At 74.9% G+C, this 15210-nt stretch carries 15 protein-coding genes; 1 reads left to right on the forward strand and 14 read right to left on the reverse strand.

The annotated features are described in order from the left end of the window. The first annotated feature begins 119 nt into the window (after positions 1 to 119). A complete protein-coding gene (locus OG294_RS04195) occupies positions 120 to 1097 on the forward strand; it encodes a LysR family transcriptional regulator (protein WP_327065013.1) in 978 nt (325 codons plus the stop codon). A 14-nt stretch (positions 1098 to 1111) separates the two neighbouring features. Here OG294_RS04195 and OG294_RS04200 read toward each other — a convergent pair whose 3' ends face one another. From OG294_RS04200 to OG294_RS04265, 14 genes are all read right to left on the reverse strand, one after another. Continuing rightward, positions 1112 to 1375 (reverse strand): hypothetical protein, encoded by a 264-nt coding sequence (locus tag OG294_RS04200; RefSeq protein WP_327065014.1) that lies wholly within the window; start codon positions 1373 to 1375, stop codon positions 1112 to 1114. A gap of 72 nt (positions 1376 to 1447) precedes the next feature. Next, complete coding sequence (locus OG294_RS04205) at positions 1448 to 2620, reverse strand: NADase-type glycan-binding domain-containing protein (protein ID WP_327065015.1); 1173 nt, start codon at positions 2618 to 2620, stop codon at positions 1448 to 1450. A 3-nt stretch (positions 2621 to 2623) separates the two neighbouring features. Next, positions 2624 to 3244 carry a phage tail protein I gene (locus OG294_RS04210; RefSeq protein ID WP_327065016.1) on the reverse strand — a complete coding sequence of 207 codons (621 nt, stop codon included), beginning with the start codon at positions 3242 to 3244 and terminating at the stop codon, positions 2624 to 2626. After that, entirely contained in the window at positions 3241 to 5202 is a 1962-nt protein-coding gene (locus OG294_RS04215; RefSeq protein WP_327065017.1) for a putative baseplate assembly protein, read from the reverse strand. Before OG294_RS04215 ends, OG294_RS04210 begins: the two co-directional genes overlap by 4 nt. After that, positions 5202 to 5633, reverse strand: coding sequence for a GPW/gp25 family protein (locus tag OG294_RS04220; RefSeq protein ID WP_327065018.1), 432 nt, complete (start codon positions 5631 to 5633; stop codon positions 5202 to 5204). The genes OG294_RS04215 and OG294_RS04220 overlap by 1 nt, the downstream gene beginning before the upstream one ends. Further along, complete coding sequence (locus OG294_RS04225) at positions 5630 to 5941, reverse strand: PAAR domain-containing protein (RefSeq protein WP_327065019.1); 312 nt, start codon at positions 5939 to 5941, stop codon at positions 5630 to 5632. The genes OG294_RS04220 and OG294_RS04225 overlap by 4 nt, the downstream gene beginning before the upstream one ends. Positions 5942 to 6049: 108 nt before the next feature. After that, complete coding sequence (locus OG294_RS04230; RefSeq protein WP_327065020.1) at positions 6050 to 7876, reverse strand: VgrG-related protein; 1827 nt, start codon at positions 7874 to 7876, stop codon at positions 6050 to 6052. Next, on the reverse strand, positions 7873 to 8595 hold the full coding sequence (locus OG294_RS04235; RefSeq protein ID WP_327065021.1) for a CIS tube protein: 723 nt from the start codon (positions 8593 to 8595) through the stop codon (positions 7873 to 7875). The genes OG294_RS04230 and OG294_RS04235 overlap by 4 nt, the downstream gene beginning before the upstream one ends. Before the next feature lie 97 nt (positions 8596 to 8692). Next, positions 8693 to 9118 carry a phage tail protein gene (locus tag OG294_RS04240; RefSeq protein WP_327065022.1) on the reverse strand — a complete coding sequence of 142 codons (426 nt, stop codon included), beginning with the start codon at positions 9116 to 9118 and terminating at the stop codon, positions 8693 to 8695. A gap of 74 nt (positions 9119 to 9192) precedes the next feature. Next, positions 9193 to 9579, reverse strand: coding sequence for a hypothetical protein (locus OG294_RS04245; protein WP_327065023.1), 387 nt, complete (start codon positions 9577 to 9579; stop codon positions 9193 to 9195). A gap of 2849 nt (positions 9580 to 12428) precedes the next feature. Then, on the reverse strand, positions 12429 to 12587 hold the full coding sequence (locus tag OG294_RS04250; RefSeq protein ID WP_327065024.1) for a DUF6760 family protein: 159 nt from the start codon (positions 12585 to 12587) through the stop codon (positions 12429 to 12431). Beyond that, complete coding sequence (locus OG294_RS04255) at positions 12584 to 13072, reverse strand: hypothetical protein (protein WP_442789106.1); 489 nt, start codon at positions 13070 to 13072, stop codon at positions 12584 to 12586. Before OG294_RS04255 ends, OG294_RS04250 begins: the two co-directional genes overlap by 4 nt. Beyond that, positions 13069 to 13509, reverse strand: coding sequence for a phage tail protein (locus OG294_RS04260; RefSeq protein WP_327065025.1), 441 nt, complete (start codon positions 13507 to 13509; stop codon positions 13069 to 13071). The genes OG294_RS04255 and OG294_RS04260 overlap by 4 nt, the downstream gene beginning before the upstream one ends. Positions 13510 to 13558: 49 nt before the next feature. After that, complete coding sequence (locus OG294_RS04265; RefSeq protein WP_327065026.1) at positions 13559 to 15106, reverse strand: phage tail sheath family protein; 1548 nt, start codon at positions 15104 to 15106, stop codon at positions 13559 to 13561. Positions 15107 to 15210: the final 104 nt, after the last annotated feature.

The following is a 15210-nucleotide window of genomic DNA, read 5'->3' on the forward strand; positions in this document are numbered from 1 at the left end:
ACAACCAGCTGTTGACCACCGGTATCCAAGCGGGTGGCAGACGGCGAGATCAAACAACCGACACGCCACCGAGGCACAACCATACGTTGTGCCATGGAGCAGGCCTTAGCATGGCCGACGTGGATCTCGACGCTGTGCGCACCTTCGTGGCCGCCGCGGATGCGGGGCGCTTCCAGGAGGCCGCCGCCGTATTGTCGGTCACCCAGCAGGCCGTCTCCAAACGCATCGCCACGCTGGAGAAGCTCCTCGGCGTGCGACTGTTCACCCGCACCGCGCGCGGGGCGAAACTCACCATCGACGGCCAGGCGTTCCTGCCCCACGCCCGCGACCTGCTGCGGGCCGAGGAGCGGGCGCTCGCCTCGGTCCGTCCCGGCCACCGCGCGCTGCGGGTCGACGTGATCGGCCGCCGGCTCGCCCCGGCCACCCTGCTGCGCGACTTCCGTCGCGCGCACCCCGAGGTCGAGCTGGACGTCGTCACCCTCTTCGACGCGGACGCGGCCGTCGACGCCATCCGGTCCGGTACCATCGACGCGTCGTTCCGCGCCGTCACCCGGCCAGGGCGACAGCTCCCCGACGACCTCGGGGCCGCCCGCGTCTACGACGAGCCCATCGAGCTCCTCACCGGGCCGACCCACGCCCTGGCCGGCGCCCGCGCGGTCACGCCCGCCGAGCTGGCCGGGCACCGGATCTGGATGCCCGGCATCGTTCCCGGCACCGAGTGGGCCGCCTACTACGCCGACCTCGCCACCGCGTTCGGGCTCACCATCGAGGTCACCGGCCCCGACTTCGGCACCGAGCCCCTGCTGGACACCATCGCCGACTCCCGCTCGCTGGCGACCTTCGTCGGCGAGCGGACCCACCTCGTCTGGCCCGCCGACCACGGCCTGCGACGCATCGCCCTGCGCGATCCCACACCCGTCTACCCGCACTCGCTGGTCTGGCACCGCGACAACCCGCACCCGGCCCTCGCCACGCTCCGCGCCCACCTGCGCTCCGGGCCGCACTCCCGGCCGCACTCCGGGCCGCACTCCTCCCGCGGCGCGGACCACAGCGACGGCGTGGCAGCCGTCCCGACCTGGACCCCGGCCTGGGCGTAACTACCAGGAAGCCGTCACGGGCTGCTGTCCGCGATCGCGATCACCGCGGCGGTGCTGGGCCGAGGGTCCTCGGTGGACCGGACCAGCAGCATCGCCTCACCGTTCTCCGTCCAGGCGACCGCGCCGACGAGCACCTGCCCGGTGTCACCGGTGAGGGTGACGGGAGCGGGGGTGATCGAGGGCGGAGCAGCGATCAGGTGCACGAACGCGGAGCAGAGCAGGAGGGCGACGGCGGACAGGACGACGACCAGGACCGAGCGGCTGCGTATCTTCGCCATGGCGATGGGACGTTGCCGGCCGCGGCCCGGTTCCGGTACCGGCCGCGCATCGAGGACCGGCACGGTGGCCGCTCAGCCGCGCTTGAAGAACTCCACCTCGGCCAGCGCGATCTGGCGTCCGGGGCCGGCACCGGCCGTGCCCCGGACGACCAGCGTCACCCGGACCACGTCGCTGATCCCGGTCGTCACGGTCTGCGGGCCCGGCTTGTCGTTGAGGGTCACCAGGCGATCGTGCGTCCTGCCGTCCGACGTCGTGACCTGGAGGTCGAGGGTGGTGGGCCGGGCCTGCTGCTGGTACTGCTGCGGATCGGCGGAGTCGCCGGTGTGGATGATGAGATCCACCAGCCGGAACGGGCTGCGGAAGGCGAAGGTGATCGAGGCGCCGACGTCCGGTGCTCCCCAGTAGGTGTTCGTCAGGCCGTCGTCGGCCGCGGCCGCGGGATGGTCCGGGAGCTCCGCGCTCGCCGAGACCGAGGTGGGGGTGATCGCGCCGGCACTGCGGAGCTTGTCCAGCGTGTCCTGGTAGACGTTGCGGCCCGCCGGGTACAGCAGGATCCCCGCGATCACCAGCGCCGCCAGCACCAGCAGCACGATCATCCGGCGCAGGGCGAGACCGGAGCCGCCGATCCGCACCCGGCGCCGGAACGGCCACCGGGTGCGCCACCACGGCAGGGGCCGCGGCGCTGCGGTGACGGTCAGCGGTGCCGCGCAGCGCCGGCAGAAACGCCGGTCGGGCCGGTTGGGGGTGCCGCACCGGGGGCAGGGCGGGCCGTCCTGGGCCTCCTCGGCCGCGGACGGCCGGACCACCGGGCGGGGCGCGACGGCCCTGGCGGGCTGCACCGCGACCGGGTCCGCCGCTGGGGGCCTCGGAGCGTCGCCAGGGGCGGGCGGTGCCGGCGTCCGGGGGGCGGGCGCGGGTGTCCGGGGGGCGGGCGCCGGGGTCCGGGCAGTGCCGGGGCGCGGCGGCTCGGCGGGCGCGGGGACCTGAGGGGCGGCGACCTCCGGCCCAGGGATCTCCGGCGCGGGGACCTCCGGCGCCGGGGCATCCGGCGTCCGGACCTCGGGTGCGCGGGCCCCGGGCGCGGGATCGCCGGCCGCGGGGACGTCCGGTACGGAGGCGTCCGGCGCGGAGACCTCCGGCGCGGCGGCGGCGCCCGCCCGCGACCAGCCCAGGTAGGCACCGCAGTTGCCGCAGAAGTCGTCCCCATCGCCGTTGGCCGTGCCGCAGTCGGGGCAGGTACGCATCCGTCAGTTCTCCGCTCTCCCAGCCGGACCAGGTGAATCAGGTGAATCGGGCGAAGCGGGCGACGCGGGCGCAACAGGTGGACCGGGCAGCATCTGCACCCGGCAGGTGAGGTGCACCGGACAGCACGCCCGGACCACGGCCAGCACCTGCTCCTCCACCACCGCCGCCGCACCCCGCTCGGGCCAGACGCGGACCAGCAGCTCCCCCGAGGGCGCGGGCGGCAGGGCGGCGCCCGGGGTGGTGGACCAGGCCACGCCGCCGCCGTCGACGATCTGCGCCCCGACGCCGAGGATCAGCCGCAGCCGCTCCGTAAGGCCCCGCCGGGTCCCGCGCCGCCGGTGCAGCTCGATCGCGCGCCGGACCACGGTGCGGCGCACCTCCGCCGGCCAGGCCGGGTCGGTCTCGATGGCGACCCAGGAGGCCAGCCAGGTGAGGAAGTCCTCCGGCGCCAGGCGTGGTTCGAAGTAGGCGGGCAGGTTGTCCAGGGTGGCGAACACCGGGGCGAGGACGGTGTCCAGGCCCGCGGTGAACCGCTGGGCGAAGTCGTCGTCGGCGAAGAGCGCGGGCAGCAGCTCACCGATCGGGTGCGGGCTCGGCAGCCCGGGGACGGCGGCCCGGCTCATGCGGCACCCTCCGCGTCGGTCGTGCCGACCGCGACCTGGTGCTGGTGCGAGAAGACCAGGGCGTCCGGCGCCACCTCGACCCGCTCGGCGGGCGCACCGCGGCGGCCGGTGATCGGGTCCGCCGGGAAGAGCCGCAGCTCGTCGACGCCCGCGACGCCGGGCACCTGCTGGAGCACCGCGAACATCTCCCCGTACTGCACCGCCCGGCCGAACGGCCAGCCCCGCCCGTCGGCGCCGCCGACCAGCGGGTTGAGGTACCGGAAAAGCGCCGCGAGCGCCGCCTCCCGCACCCGGTCGGCGTCCGGGGAGCGGGTGGTGAGCCGGGCGACCACCGTCACGCCCTGGTAGTCGGGGGGCTGCACGACGAGCCGGGTGCCGAGCAGCCGCCGCTCGTCCAGCTCGGCCGCGATGGCGGCCACCATCGACTCGGCGGGGATCAGCTGCTCGAAGCGCAGCCGGTCGCCCTCGTCCGCCACCGCGCCGGGCACCACGAGCACCCGCACCGCCCCCGCCTCCCCGGCCACGGCCGGCACGCACCGGACCCGGGCCGCGGCGGGCGCGGCCTGCCGGGCGATCAGCTCGAAGTCCTCCGCGGTGACGGCCCGTTCCTGCAGGCGCAGCAGGTGCGGGGCGCGCAGTTTGGCGTTCTCCGGGGTCTCGCCGTCGACGCCGCCGTGCGCCGCCTCGCGGTTGTCGACACTGGCGACGTAGGGGACCGAGCTGCGCAGCACCGAGATGGTGCCGCGGGCGACGTTGCCCGCGCTCCCGCCGCCCGTGCGGTAGTGCGGGACCCGCAGCTGCGCCCCCTTGGCCGGCACCGCGCCGAAGGAGCGCAGGCTCCCGTCGGGCTCCCGGACGGCGGGCGGGAAGCTGAACTCGCCCGTGGTCGCGTCGATCACCACGTGCCGGTCGGTCGGCGCCGAGTCGCCGAAGTGCTCGACGGCGGTCCACCGCTCCCAGCCCTCGCCCGCCGACACCTCGACCGCCGGCGGCTCGCCGTCCAGCAGGATCGGCACTCTGGCCAGGCGGAAGCGCTGACCCGCGACGCCTTCCGAGGTGCCGAGCGGCGCGTCGGCCACCGACTGGGCGTGGGTGACGGTCGCGGTGGCGCCGACCGTGAACACCTCGGCCCGGCGGATCGTGGGCGACTCGGCGTAGAACGGCTGGCCCGGCTCCGGCGCGGTCACCCGGCAGCGCAGCCAGGCCGCGCGCCGCCCGGCCACCACCGAGACGGCCTGCACGGGAGGAACGAACACCACCACCTCACCGGGCCGGTTGAGGCCGCCGGTGGTGTCGGTGCCGGTCTCGCAGGCGACCCACCGCAGCCCGTCCCACACCTCCCAACGCAGCGGCGGCTGCCGCGGGTCGACGCCGACGCCCTCCACCCGGCTGTCCAGCCGGACCATGAGGATGCACCGCGCCACCACCTGCGGCAGCGCGAACAGCATGGCGTCCCCGACCTCGGGACGCGGCTGGAAGCACGGCAGGTCCACGCCCTCGGCGAGCTGGTCGGTGCGGTCGCGCTGCTCGCCCGTGGCGGCCAGGGTGACCAGCCGTTCGAGCGAGCTGGGCACCACCGGGAGGTCCTCGGCGGTGGCGAACACCACCGCCTCCTCGGTCTCGGTGCGCAGCGTGGAGACCTCGGTGCCCGCCCGCAGCAGCACGGTCTCCGGCTGCGGCGCCGAGAGCCAGAAGTCGACCTCCGCCCGCGCGGCGGACGGCGGGAAGAGCTGGATGCCGAGCAGGTCGAGGAAGGCCGTGTAGTTCTTCTCCGGTACCCGGTTCAGCCGGTAGAGCAGCTGGTCCACCAGGTAGGCGAAGGTCTCGATCAGGGTGACCCCGGGGTCGGAGACGTTGTGGTCGGTCCACTCCGGTGCGCGCTGCTGGACGTAGCGCTTGGCCTCGTCGACGAGTTGCTGGAAACGGCGGTCGTCCAGGTTCGGGGAGGGCAGCGCCATCAGTGGCCTCCTCCGTCCAAGGCGTCGGCGGCATCCGGGTGTTCGGGGATGGTGTAGAAGGGGAAGACGAGGTTGCGGCGGTCGTTGGTGGACCGCACGGTGTAGTGGACGTCGATGTAGAGCGTGCCCTCGTCGATGCTGTCGAAGGCGATCCGCACGTCGTCGACCGCGATCCGCGGCTCCCAGCGCTCCAGCGCGATCCGCACCTCGCGCGCGATCCGGCCCGCGGTGGTCCCGTCGCCCGGCGCGAAGACGTACTCGTGGATGCCGCAGCCGAATTCGGGGCGCATCGGGCGTTCGCCGGGGGCGGTGCCGAGGACGAGCCGGATCGCCTCCGCGATCTCCCGGTCGCGGTCGACCATGCCGATGCCGCCGGTGGCGTTCACCCGGAGCGGGAACGCCCAGCCGCGGCCGATGAAGTCGCCACTCACGCGGCGCCTCCGATCAGCACGTCGAAGGCACCGGCGATGATCTTGGCGCCGCAGGCCGTCTGGTCGCCCATCCGCGCCGCGGGCAGACCCCCGATCAGCACCACTCCCCCGGCCACCGCGCCGACGCCCGGCATGACGACGTTGGCGGGCCCGAGTTCCACGTGCGGGACGCAGGCGTGCAGGCTGCCGGTGACCGCGGCCGGCCGGCCGCCGATCAGCACGGTCGCCACCGCGATGGCACCCGGCGGCGGGGTGGTGATCGTCCCGCCGTGGTCGGTGGCATCGCCCGTCCGGGCTGCGGGGGGCATGTGCGCGCTCCAATCGGGTTGTTCGAGGTCCGGGTTCTTCAGGGTTCGGGCTCTTCGGGGGTCGGGCTCTTCGGGGTTCTGGTTGTCCGGGGGTCGGGTTGTCCGGGGTCAGTTGATCCTGACGAGAGCGGCCTTGAGCACCGCCATCGCACCGCCGTCCACGGTGGCCGCCGTCCGGCCGGTGACCGTCACCTCTGCGCCGTCCACGGTGACCGCCGTCCGGCCGCTGACGGTCACCGAGCCACCGGTCAGCCGCACCTCCCCGGCGCCGGCGTCGAGAGTGATGCCGGAGGAGGTGAGACGCACCGAACTCGCCGCCGCCCCACCGGCCGCACCGAAGACGGTCAGCACGATCTGGCCGTTCTGCTCGTCGAGCTTGACCTCCAACTTCTTGTCACCACTGGCCAGTCGGACCCCGGAGGGGCCGCCCGGCACGTCCAGCAGCTCCAGCCGGTGCCCCGAACGCGAGACCAGCGAACGGCGGTTGACCCGGCCGCTGCCCGCACTGATCAGCGGGACGTCGTGCGGCGACGGCGCGTCCAGGCCGTTGTAGAGGCCGCCCAGCACATAGGGGCTGTCCAGGCTGCCCTGTTCGAAGCCGACCAGCACCTCGTCATTGACCTCGGGGCTGAACACACCGCCGCCCCCGTGACCGCCCCACTGCACCGTACGTACCCAGTCGGAGACGTAACTGTCGTCCAGCCAGGGGAACTTCAGCCGCACCCAGCCGCGCTGCGCGTCCCCCGGCTCCCGGACGTCGGTGACCACGGCGATGGCCAGCCCCGGCATCCGCGGCCCGCGCGGCGCGGCGTTGCCCCCGGTCACCAGCCCGGCGAGCGAACGGTCCGGCGCCGCGCTGACCACCACCGTGGTGCGGTAACCCCGGTACGGCTCAAGGAGATGACGCACGGCGGTCGCGGTGTAGCGCCCGGAGAAGGCGGCGCCCACATTGCCCAGGGCCACGGGCGTGCCCGCCCGCAGCCGCGGATTGCCCTCGGCCACCACCTCCAACTCACCGAACCCGGCAGCCACCGAGGCGGCGATCGACCCGGCCGCGGCGGCCGTCTCCGCCTGCGTGCGGTAGGGGGTGTCGGCGACCGTCAGCCGGGTGGGACCGCGAAAGGCACCGGTCACCACCGACGGGCTCATCCCCGGCTGCACGGTCTGCGCGGTCACCGACGCTTCGGTGGCGACGAGTTCGCTCTTGGTGGTCACGTTCCAGCCGCGCACCTCGACCGTCTGCGCCCCGCCGGCGGCGGTCAGCACACCGCGCAGCTCCAGCAGGTTGCGCCCGTACTCCAGCACCAACGGGCTCAGCGGCGCCGGGGTGCTGGGGGCCGGGGCCGAGGAAGCGGGCTGGGGCTTGACGAACTCCAGCAGCCCGTCGTCGTCGACCCGCACCTGCGCGCCGCTCTCCTGCGCCAGGTACTGGAGGAACTCCCAGTCCGGGATGTTGGCCTGGGAGAGCTGCTGGTGGACGACGGCGAACGCGTCGACGCGCCCGCAGCCGAGCCCCGCGCCCGCGGCGACCTCGCGCACCACGTCCGCGGTCGTCATGTTGCGGAACGCCTTCACCCGGCGCCCGCGCATCAGCCGGTGGGTGACCGCCGCGGCCCGCACCACGGTGAACGAGCCCGTGGTGTCCACCTCCAGCTCCACGGCGGTCACCTCGCCGGTGAACAGCCGCAGCTGCGCGTGCCCCTGCACGGTGACCACGGAGACCCGCAGCGGGGTGCCGATGGTGATCCCGGTCGCGGTGAGGAAGGTGTGGTTGGCGTCGCGGAAGGTCAGCGCGGCGGTGTCGGGCAGGCCGACGCTCTCCTCGATGTCGCAGCAGACCAGTTGCTTCGCCCAGACCGGCGCCAGCGGGCCCGGCGCCTCGACGACGGGGTCCGCGGCGAAGGACCGGCCGCCGCGCTCCTCGATGGTGCTCATGGGCGCCCGCCCCGGGTCCGCTCCGCGGTGCCCGGCACGATCAGCTCGCTGCCGGGGACGAGCACCATCGGGTCGTCGATGCCGTTGGCCTCGGCGATGGTGCGCCAGGCGCCCGCGTCGCCGTACGCGCGCCAGGCGAGCAGCGGCAGACTGTCGCCCGCGATCACCTGGTGGGTGCTGCGTGCCTCCGGCGCGCCCGAGGTCGGGTTCTGGCCCGCCGGGTCGACGCTCGCCTCCTCGATGGTGAGCGCGCAGACGGCCCGCAACGGCTTGCCGTCCACGTCGAAGAGCGTGTAGGTGACCGACAGATCGGTCAGCACCCCGTTGAACGAAGTCGTCTGCGTGGTGCCCCAGTCCAGCCGCAGCCACGGGCTCGCCGGGGTCTTGCTCGCCAGGCTGCTCGGGGTGGGGACACAGCCCTTCATCAGCTCCGCCACCGCCCGCTCCACCGAGTTGTCATGGGTCGCCGTCGCGTCCAGGAACACCTCCAGCGAGAGCGAGCGCGGACCGCTGCCGACGAACTCGGGCAGCGCCGACTGACCCGCCATCCGGGACGGGGTGCGCCGCCACTCGGTGGACTTGCGCAGCACCAGGGTCGCCGGGTTGAACTGGAGCGGCAGCCTCACGATCGCCCCGCCGGGCTGGGCGCCGATCGCCGACGGGGGCTCCATGATGGTCAGTTGGGCGCGGGTGACACTCGCGGGGATCGCCGAGGACATCCGGTACCTCCTTCCGTGCGGCGGGCGGCTGGTCTTGGGGCAGGGCGGGCGGCGGGTCCGGTGGCGGGTCCGGTGGCTGGTCGGGCGGGGCAGTGGGTCATGACGGGCGCAGGCCCACGTGGGCGATCTCCAGGCTCTCCACCGCGGCTTCGGAACTCGCGGGGTCGAACGAGGGCCCCTGCCACCGCACCGGGACGATGCCGAGCACCTGCCAGGCGACGATGCGGCTCAAGTCCGGCCGCAGCGCCACGATTTCGCCGTCCTTCGGTTCCACCCGCCGGACGATCTCGTCCAGCCAGCGCGCGATCTTGGCGGTGTCGGCGGTGACCGCGCGGCTCAGCGTGATGTTCGACCAGGTGATGCGGCCCGGCAACTGCCAGGAGAAGCCGTTGTTGCCGCCTTCCGCGAACTCCTCGATCTCGACCTCGGCGCCGAGTCCCGAGCAGGTGGTGAAGTCGCCGAGATCGTTGCCGCCGATCGTGAGCCTGAAGAAGACGCTCGTCGCGAAGATGTTGTCGGTCATTCCTGCCTCCGTCGCCTGCCCGCCGCTGCCCTGTCCGCCATGCCTGCCACGCCTGCCACGCGTGCCCCGCCTGCTCAGCGGTGGCCGTCGTACGGCCGCCCGGCGCGCTCCCTTCCCCTGCGCAGTTCGGCGCGCAGCAGTCGGCCGACGGGTTCGATCAGGCGCCGGGCCAGCTCGTCGAGCTCGGCGGCGGCCACCTGCGGCGGACCTGCGCTCGGGGGCGGGGACGTGGGCGGGGGTGACGTGGCGGCCGGGGTGGTCGTACGGGTGGTGGCGGGGGTGGTCCTGGTGGGAGTCGCCCTGCCGGGGGCGGGGGCGGTGGTCGGGGTGCGGGCGGGTACGGCGGTCAACGGCACCCCGGACAGCCCCGCCTGCTCGGCCACCCGCCGCAGCACCACCGCCGTACCGGCCGACGGATGCGAGCGGGCGGGCGAGCCGCCCACCGTGGATGCGGGGTCCATGCTTGGCACGGGCACCGCGGACGACCGGGTGGGCCGGGCACCGACCGGCAACCGCTGGACGGCCGCCGCGCTGCGCGGAGGCACCAGGCGGACCACCGGGCCGGGCGCAGCGGCCCGGCCCACGGCCGCAGGCGCGCCGCGCTGTTCACGCTGCACGGGCGCTGGCACGGGCGCGGGACCTGGCACGGGCGCGGGACCTGGCGCGGGACCTGGCGCGGGCACGGCCACGGACGCGGGACCTGACCGGGCCGAAGGCGCGACGTACGGCGCGTCCAACTGCACCGGGGCAGCGCCACCGGGCGCGAGCGCCGCGCGAGCACCGCCGCCCGGGCGCCCGGGTGTCGACGGACGAAGGACGGGGGCCACGGCATGCGCGGCGCCCGGTCGCGGCGGACGGACGGCAGCACCAGGGGCCGTCGGCGCCACCGGGGTCGCGGCATCGCGAGGGCCCGCAGGCCCACCTCCGGGCAGCGCCCGCCGCAGGACGACGGTGAGCCCGCGCCGCCAGGCGCTGGGCGCAGCGGGAGCCGCACCTGGCTGCCCACCAGCGCGCGAGCGCTGCTGGACGGCAGCCGCCCCGGGTACCGCTCGCCCCGCAGCCGACCGCCCCGCAACGCCGACCGGAGAACCCACCGGCGCCACCACCGTGCCCGCGACACCACGCCCGCGCCGCGACCGCTGCGCACCGGTAACCGCCCCAGAGGTCACCATCCCCGCAGCCGACCGCCCCGCAACGCCGACCGGAGAACCCACCGGCGCCACCCCCCGTCCGCCCCGCGACCGCTGCACAACCGCAGCCGCAGCCGCAGCCGCAGGCACAGCCGCCCCAGGCACCGCCCGGCCCGCACCCGACCTTCCCTCGGCGGGCGCGGGCGGGTCCTGGCGCCAGGCGGCCCTGACCACGGGTGTGGTCGGCTGCGCGGGCGCGGCCGCCCCGGGACCAGCTGCGCGCGCCGCCGCGGTCGCCGGGAGCGCGAAGCTCATCCGCCGCTCGCCGAGCAGCCCGCGCGTGCGGTGGACGGCCCCGGCCGTGCGCGCCGCGCCGTGCGGAGCAACCACCGGCACCGCCGGCATGTGACCGCTCGCCGCCACAGCGCGCTGCACCGGCCGCTCACCGATCGGCGGACGGGCCGGCGCCGACGGCTGCCGGGCCTGGTCCGAGGCTTCGCGGTCGTCCTGCCGGGGCGGGACGGCAAGTGGCTGCGGCACGGCAGCAGGCGGCGCCGACGGGACGAGGTGCGTGGCCCCCGGCGGTGCGCCGGCCTCAGGTCGGGGCCCGCCACCCGGAGCCTGCCGGGCCATCGGCCTGCTGCCGCCGTCCCGTGCACCCCCGCGCGTGGTCGCGACCCGGCGACCGGTGTCGGATCGCCCCTCATCGGCCGCGCGCTGGACGGTGGTCGGATCCGCACCGCCGCCGGACTGCCCGGTGCTGACAACGCCTTCCCCACGCGCACCGAGCGCGCCGCCGCTTGGACCCGCAGCGGCAGCGTCCCGGGCTGGGCCTTCCCGGCGCGGCCCCGTCCCGCTCCCCGCGGCCGACCGCTGCGCGACAGGGCCGCCGCCGGGACCCGACCCGCCGTCCGCAGCGCTCCTCCCCACCGGCTGCGTACTCCGCATCACAGCAGGGCCCCGCTCGCCTGGCCGCTCGGGCCGCTCGGACCGCCCGTGCCGCTCGCCAGGCCGCGCAGGACGGCCGCCCGGCACGGCTGCGGTCGGCGGCAGCGCGTTGAGGGGCGCGCCCAGCCCCCCACGCCCCCGCGCAGGGGGAGAGCCGTCCGCCGGAGGAGCGGCCGAGCGCTGCCCGTGGGTGGCGCCGGTGGCCGTGGACGCGGGGCGGCCCGACTCTGCCGTCCCGGCCATCGGACCTCCAGGACCGGTCACGTGGGCGTCCCCGCGCACGATCGGCATCGGCGCAGCCGACGGACCGGACGCACGGTCAGCTCCACCGGGCCGCTGGGCCGCAGGCCGAGACGACGCGCTCGCGGGCAGCGCGGTCAGCGGCGCGCCGAGAACGGGTCGGCCCGGCACGGCGCCGGTAGCCGCGGCGCGCTGGACCACACCACCGGCGGGCCCAGCAGCCCGGTATTCGGTCACTGGCTGCGGCTGGGCCACAACCGCCGCACTCGCCTCAGGGCTCTCAGCTGGGGGCCCGGTCGGCTCCCCGACAACGGGCCGCACCACAGCGACCGTCCGCAGCGGCAGCGCACCGGGGCGCGGCGCCGCGGTCAGCGGCCGACCGACGGGGCGCGGCCGGACCGTTCGCGGCTCCCGCAGCCCCGAGGCCTCACCCTCGGCAGCCGGCGCCGCCGCCCGGTTCTCGACGCCGGCACCCGCAGCACCGCCCGGCCTGCCGGCACCCGACCGCTGCACCTGCCGCGCCGCACCACCCCGCCGCACCGCACCCGCAGCCCTCGCCGGCTCCACCCCCGCCGACTCCACCAACGGCTCGTCCGGCGGCCTCGGCGTCACGTACGGCAGCACGACGCCGTCCGCACCGGCGGCCCCCACCGGACGCAGCGGCCGGGCCACCGCCCGCAGGATGCCCGCCGGCGCCGACGGGAGCACGGCGTGGCCGAGGCTGCCGCAGCGCGACGGGTTCTGCCAGGAGGCGAGCCGGGACCGGAAGCGCAGACCGTCGCTGACCCCGGTCACCGGCCCGGCGAGCATCGGGGCCACGGGCGCGACCGCCCGCCAGCCCCCGTCCGGGATCCCCTCACCGGAGTCCGCGGCAGGAACCGCCCCGGACACCGCCCCGGGCACCTCCGCAGGGGCCACCCCGGCCACCTCCGCAGGCCCCGCGCCCCTGCCCCCCGTCCGGCGGGCGAGCCCGTCCCAGAAGCCCATGCCGCTCATCCGCCTTCGTTGACACGGGTGTTGATCCGCGCGATCTCCCGGACCCAGCGCCGTCGTTCGTCGTGGGTCAGATCGAGGACGGCATCCCGCTGCCAGTGGAAGTGGTAGGCGATGTACGCGACCTCCTCGTACAGCCGGCCGGCCGCGTACGTCACGATTCCCCCAGGCGCCCACCGGCGAGGTCGATCTCGAAGGCGCCGTCGCAGTGCGGGCAGGTCACCGCGGCGCGCGTGTGCCCTTCGCTGTTGATCCGCTGGTAGAAGTCCTGCAGGAAGGCCACGTCGGTGGCGTACATCCGCTCCACGACACCCGCGTGCACGTCCGTGACGGTGCCCAGCCTGGTGATCACGTGGCTCAGCAGCACCACGCTGAGGTAGGCGGGGTTCTCCTTGACCCGCAGGTCGATCTGGGGCATCAGCTCGTCCCGCGCGGTGGCCAGGCGCATGCTGCCGTGCCGGTGCACGGTGCCCTCGTCGTCGACGTACCCGCGCGGCAGCTCGAAGTCGAACTCCGTGCGCAGCTCGTGCCCCCGGGACCGCGGCGGCGCGGCCGGGCCCCGGGCCGGTGCGGGTGCCGCCGGGGCCGGTGCCTCCGCCTGGGCCTGCGCCAGGAGTTCCTCAACGCCGATCCGTCGCCTCACTCGACCGAGATCTCCTCGAACACGATGGTCACCGTCTCGCTCGCGGCGCTGGACTCGCCCGCGGTGAGGGTGGGACCCTCCCAGCGGCTCGCCCAGGCGTTCATCAGCTGGATGCGGCGCAGGGTGGCCCCGGTGGTGTCCTTCACCTCGATGGTGAGGTTCTGCCGTGCGGTGTTGATCGCGCCGTTGTTGAGGGTCTCCTTGATCCAGTCCGAGAACGCCGAACTCTTGTCGAGACCGCGGGTGATCGTCACCTCGCCCGGCATCCGCGCGCCGGGCTGCTTGCGGACGAGCAGCTTGCCCTGCTGGGTCACCTGCTTGTACTCGACGACCTCCTGATCGACCGTGAGGTTGCTGACCTCCTTGATGGACTCGACGTTGTAGCCGCCGAGTTGGACGCCGAAGATATGTGTGGAGAGCGGATCGCCTTCAGCCATGACTTCCTGTCACCTCCCAGGGTGCCGAAACTGTGCCGAACTGTGCTGATCACTCGTTGACGAGGCTGGTGCTGTCGGAGAACTGGGCCAGCCGGAACACCACGAACTCGGCGGGCTTGACCGGAGCGACCCCGATCTCGCAGATCACCTGCCCGAGGTCGATGGACTCCGGCGGGTTGTTCTCGCGGTCGCACTTGACGTAGAAGGCCTCCGCGGCGGTCTGGCCGAACAGCGCGCCGCGCCGCCACTCCTCGGTGAGGAAGGCGGTGATGTTCCGCCGGATGCTGGACCACAGCCGGTCGTCGTTGGGCTCGAACACCACCCACTGGGTGCCCAGCAGGATGGACTCCTCCAGGTAGTTGAAGAGCCGCCGCACGTTGAGGTAGCGCCAGGCGGGATCGGAGGCGAGGGTGCGCGCGCCCCAGATCCGGATGCCGCGCCCGGGGAAGGCGCGCACGCAGTTGACGCCGATCGGGTTGAGCAGGTCCTGCTCGCCCTTGCTCAGCCGTAGTTCCAGGTCCACCGCGCCGCGGATGACCTCGTTGGCCGGGGCCTTGTGCACGCCGCGTTCGGCGTCGCTGCGGGCCCACACCCCGGCGGCGTGCCCGCTCGGCGGGACCAGCACGTTGCGTCCGCTCGCCGGGTCGAAGACCTTGATCCACGGGTAGTACAGCGCCGCGTAGCGGGAGTCGTAGCCCGCCTCGTGGTTGCGCCAGGTGCGCACCTGCTGGGCGCTCAGGCCCGGCGGGGTGTCCAGGACGGCGATCCGGTCGCCCATCTGCTCGCAGTGCGAGATCACCGCCAGCTGGACGGTGCGCAGCCCCTCCGCGTCCAGGTCGCCGCGCTGGTAGGCGCTCATCAGGTCGGGCACCAGGACCATGGTGATCTCGTCGATCGACTCCAGGCCCGCGAACCCGGTGCGGGCCGAGGCGTCGCCCACGTACTCGGCGGGGTCGAGTCGGGTGGCGGGGGCGGCGGCCGGGGCGGCGGGCGCGGGGGCTTCGGCGAGGGCGAAGGACTGGCGCTCGGGCCGGCTCGGCGCACTGCCGGGCTGTTCGGTGACCGTGACCAGCTTCGACTCGCGCAGCTGGGTGACGACATAGCCCTTGGTGTTCCTGCGGGTCGACACCTCGTACGTCTCGGCGACCTCGCCGCCCTTGCGGACCAGCAGCCGGAACCGGTCCTCCGGGACGTTCTCCCCCTCGGCGTCGGCGATCTCGACGGTCACGTCGGCGCCGGTGCCGGGCAGCGCCGCGACGAGGAAGCCCGCGATGGCGGTGGGCGCCGGCGCCCGGTGGGCGGGCTCCGGCGCGCTGCCGGTCGCGGCGCGGCCGGGCTCGCCGATCCGCACGATGTAGGCGGAGCCGCCACCGTTGGCGAAGAAGCCGTAGACCGCGTGCGGCAGGTAGCTGCCTTCGGTGAAGCCGCCGAAGAGCTGGACGTACTGGTCCCAGTTGGTCACCAGGGTGGGCTCGTGCCAGGGGCCGGTCTCGGCGAAGCCGACCAGGGCGGCGACAGCCGTGCCGACTCCCTCGATCGGCCGTGCACCGGACTGGACCTCCTCCACGTACACACCCGGGGTGAGGTACGACGGCATGCTGCTCCTTCGGCCGGTCCGATCATCCGCCACCGAGTCTGCGGTGGGGCCGCCTGCCAGGACATGTCCCCGGGTCCCGGACCAGGGGCAAGAACGCTGCCCCG

Source organism: Kitasatospora sp. NBC_01302, assembly GCF_035976515.1.
Lineage (GTDB): Bacteria > Actinomycetota > Actinomycetes > Streptomycetales > Streptomycetaceae > Kitasatospora.

Excerpts from the sequence above, each read along its gene's own strand:
- OG294_RS04200 (WP_327065014.1), bottom strand. The coding sequence starts at position 1,375 with ATGGCGAAGATACGCAGCCGCTCGGTCCTGGTCGTCGTCCTGTCCGCC.
- OG294_RS04205 (WP_327065015.1), bottom strand. The coding sequence starts at position 2,620 with ATGCGTACCTGCCCCGACTGCGGCACGGCCAACGGCGATGGGGACGAC.
- OG294_RS04210 (WP_327065016.1), bottom strand. The coding sequence starts at position 3,244 with ATGAGCCGGGCCGCCGTCCCCGGGCTGCCGAGCCCGCACCCGATCGGT.
- OG294_RS04215 (WP_327065017.1), bottom strand. The coding sequence starts at position 5,202 with ATGGCGCTGCCCTCCCCGAACCTGGACGACCGCCGTTTCCAGCAACTC.
- OG294_RS04225 (WP_327065019.1), bottom strand. The coding sequence starts at position 5,941 with ATGCCCCCCGCAGCCCGGACGGGCGATGCCACCGACCACGGCGGGACG.
- OG294_RS04230 (WP_327065020.1), bottom strand. The coding sequence starts at position 7,876 with ATGAGCACCATCGAGGAGCGCGGCGGCCGGTCCTTCGCCGCGGACCCC.
- OG294_RS04235 (WP_327065021.1), bottom strand. The coding sequence starts at position 8,595 with ATGTCCTCGGCGATCCCCGCGAGTGTCACCCGCGCCCAACTGACCATC.
- OG294_RS04240 (WP_327065022.1), bottom strand. The coding sequence starts at position 9,118 with ATGACCGACAACATCTTCGCGACGAGCGTCTTCTTCAGGCTCACGATC.
- OG294_RS04245 (WP_327065023.1), bottom strand. The coding sequence starts at position 9,579 with ATGGACCCCGCATCCACGGTGGGCGGCTCGCCCGCCCGCTCGCATCCG.
- OG294_RS04260 (WP_327065025.1), bottom strand. The coding sequence starts at position 13,509 with ATGGCTGAAGGCGATCCGCTCTCCACACATATCTTCGGCGTCCAACTC.
- OG294_RS04265 (WP_327065026.1), bottom strand. The coding sequence starts at position 15,106 with ATGCCGTCGTACCTCACCCCGGGTGTGTACGTGGAGGAGGTCCAGTCC.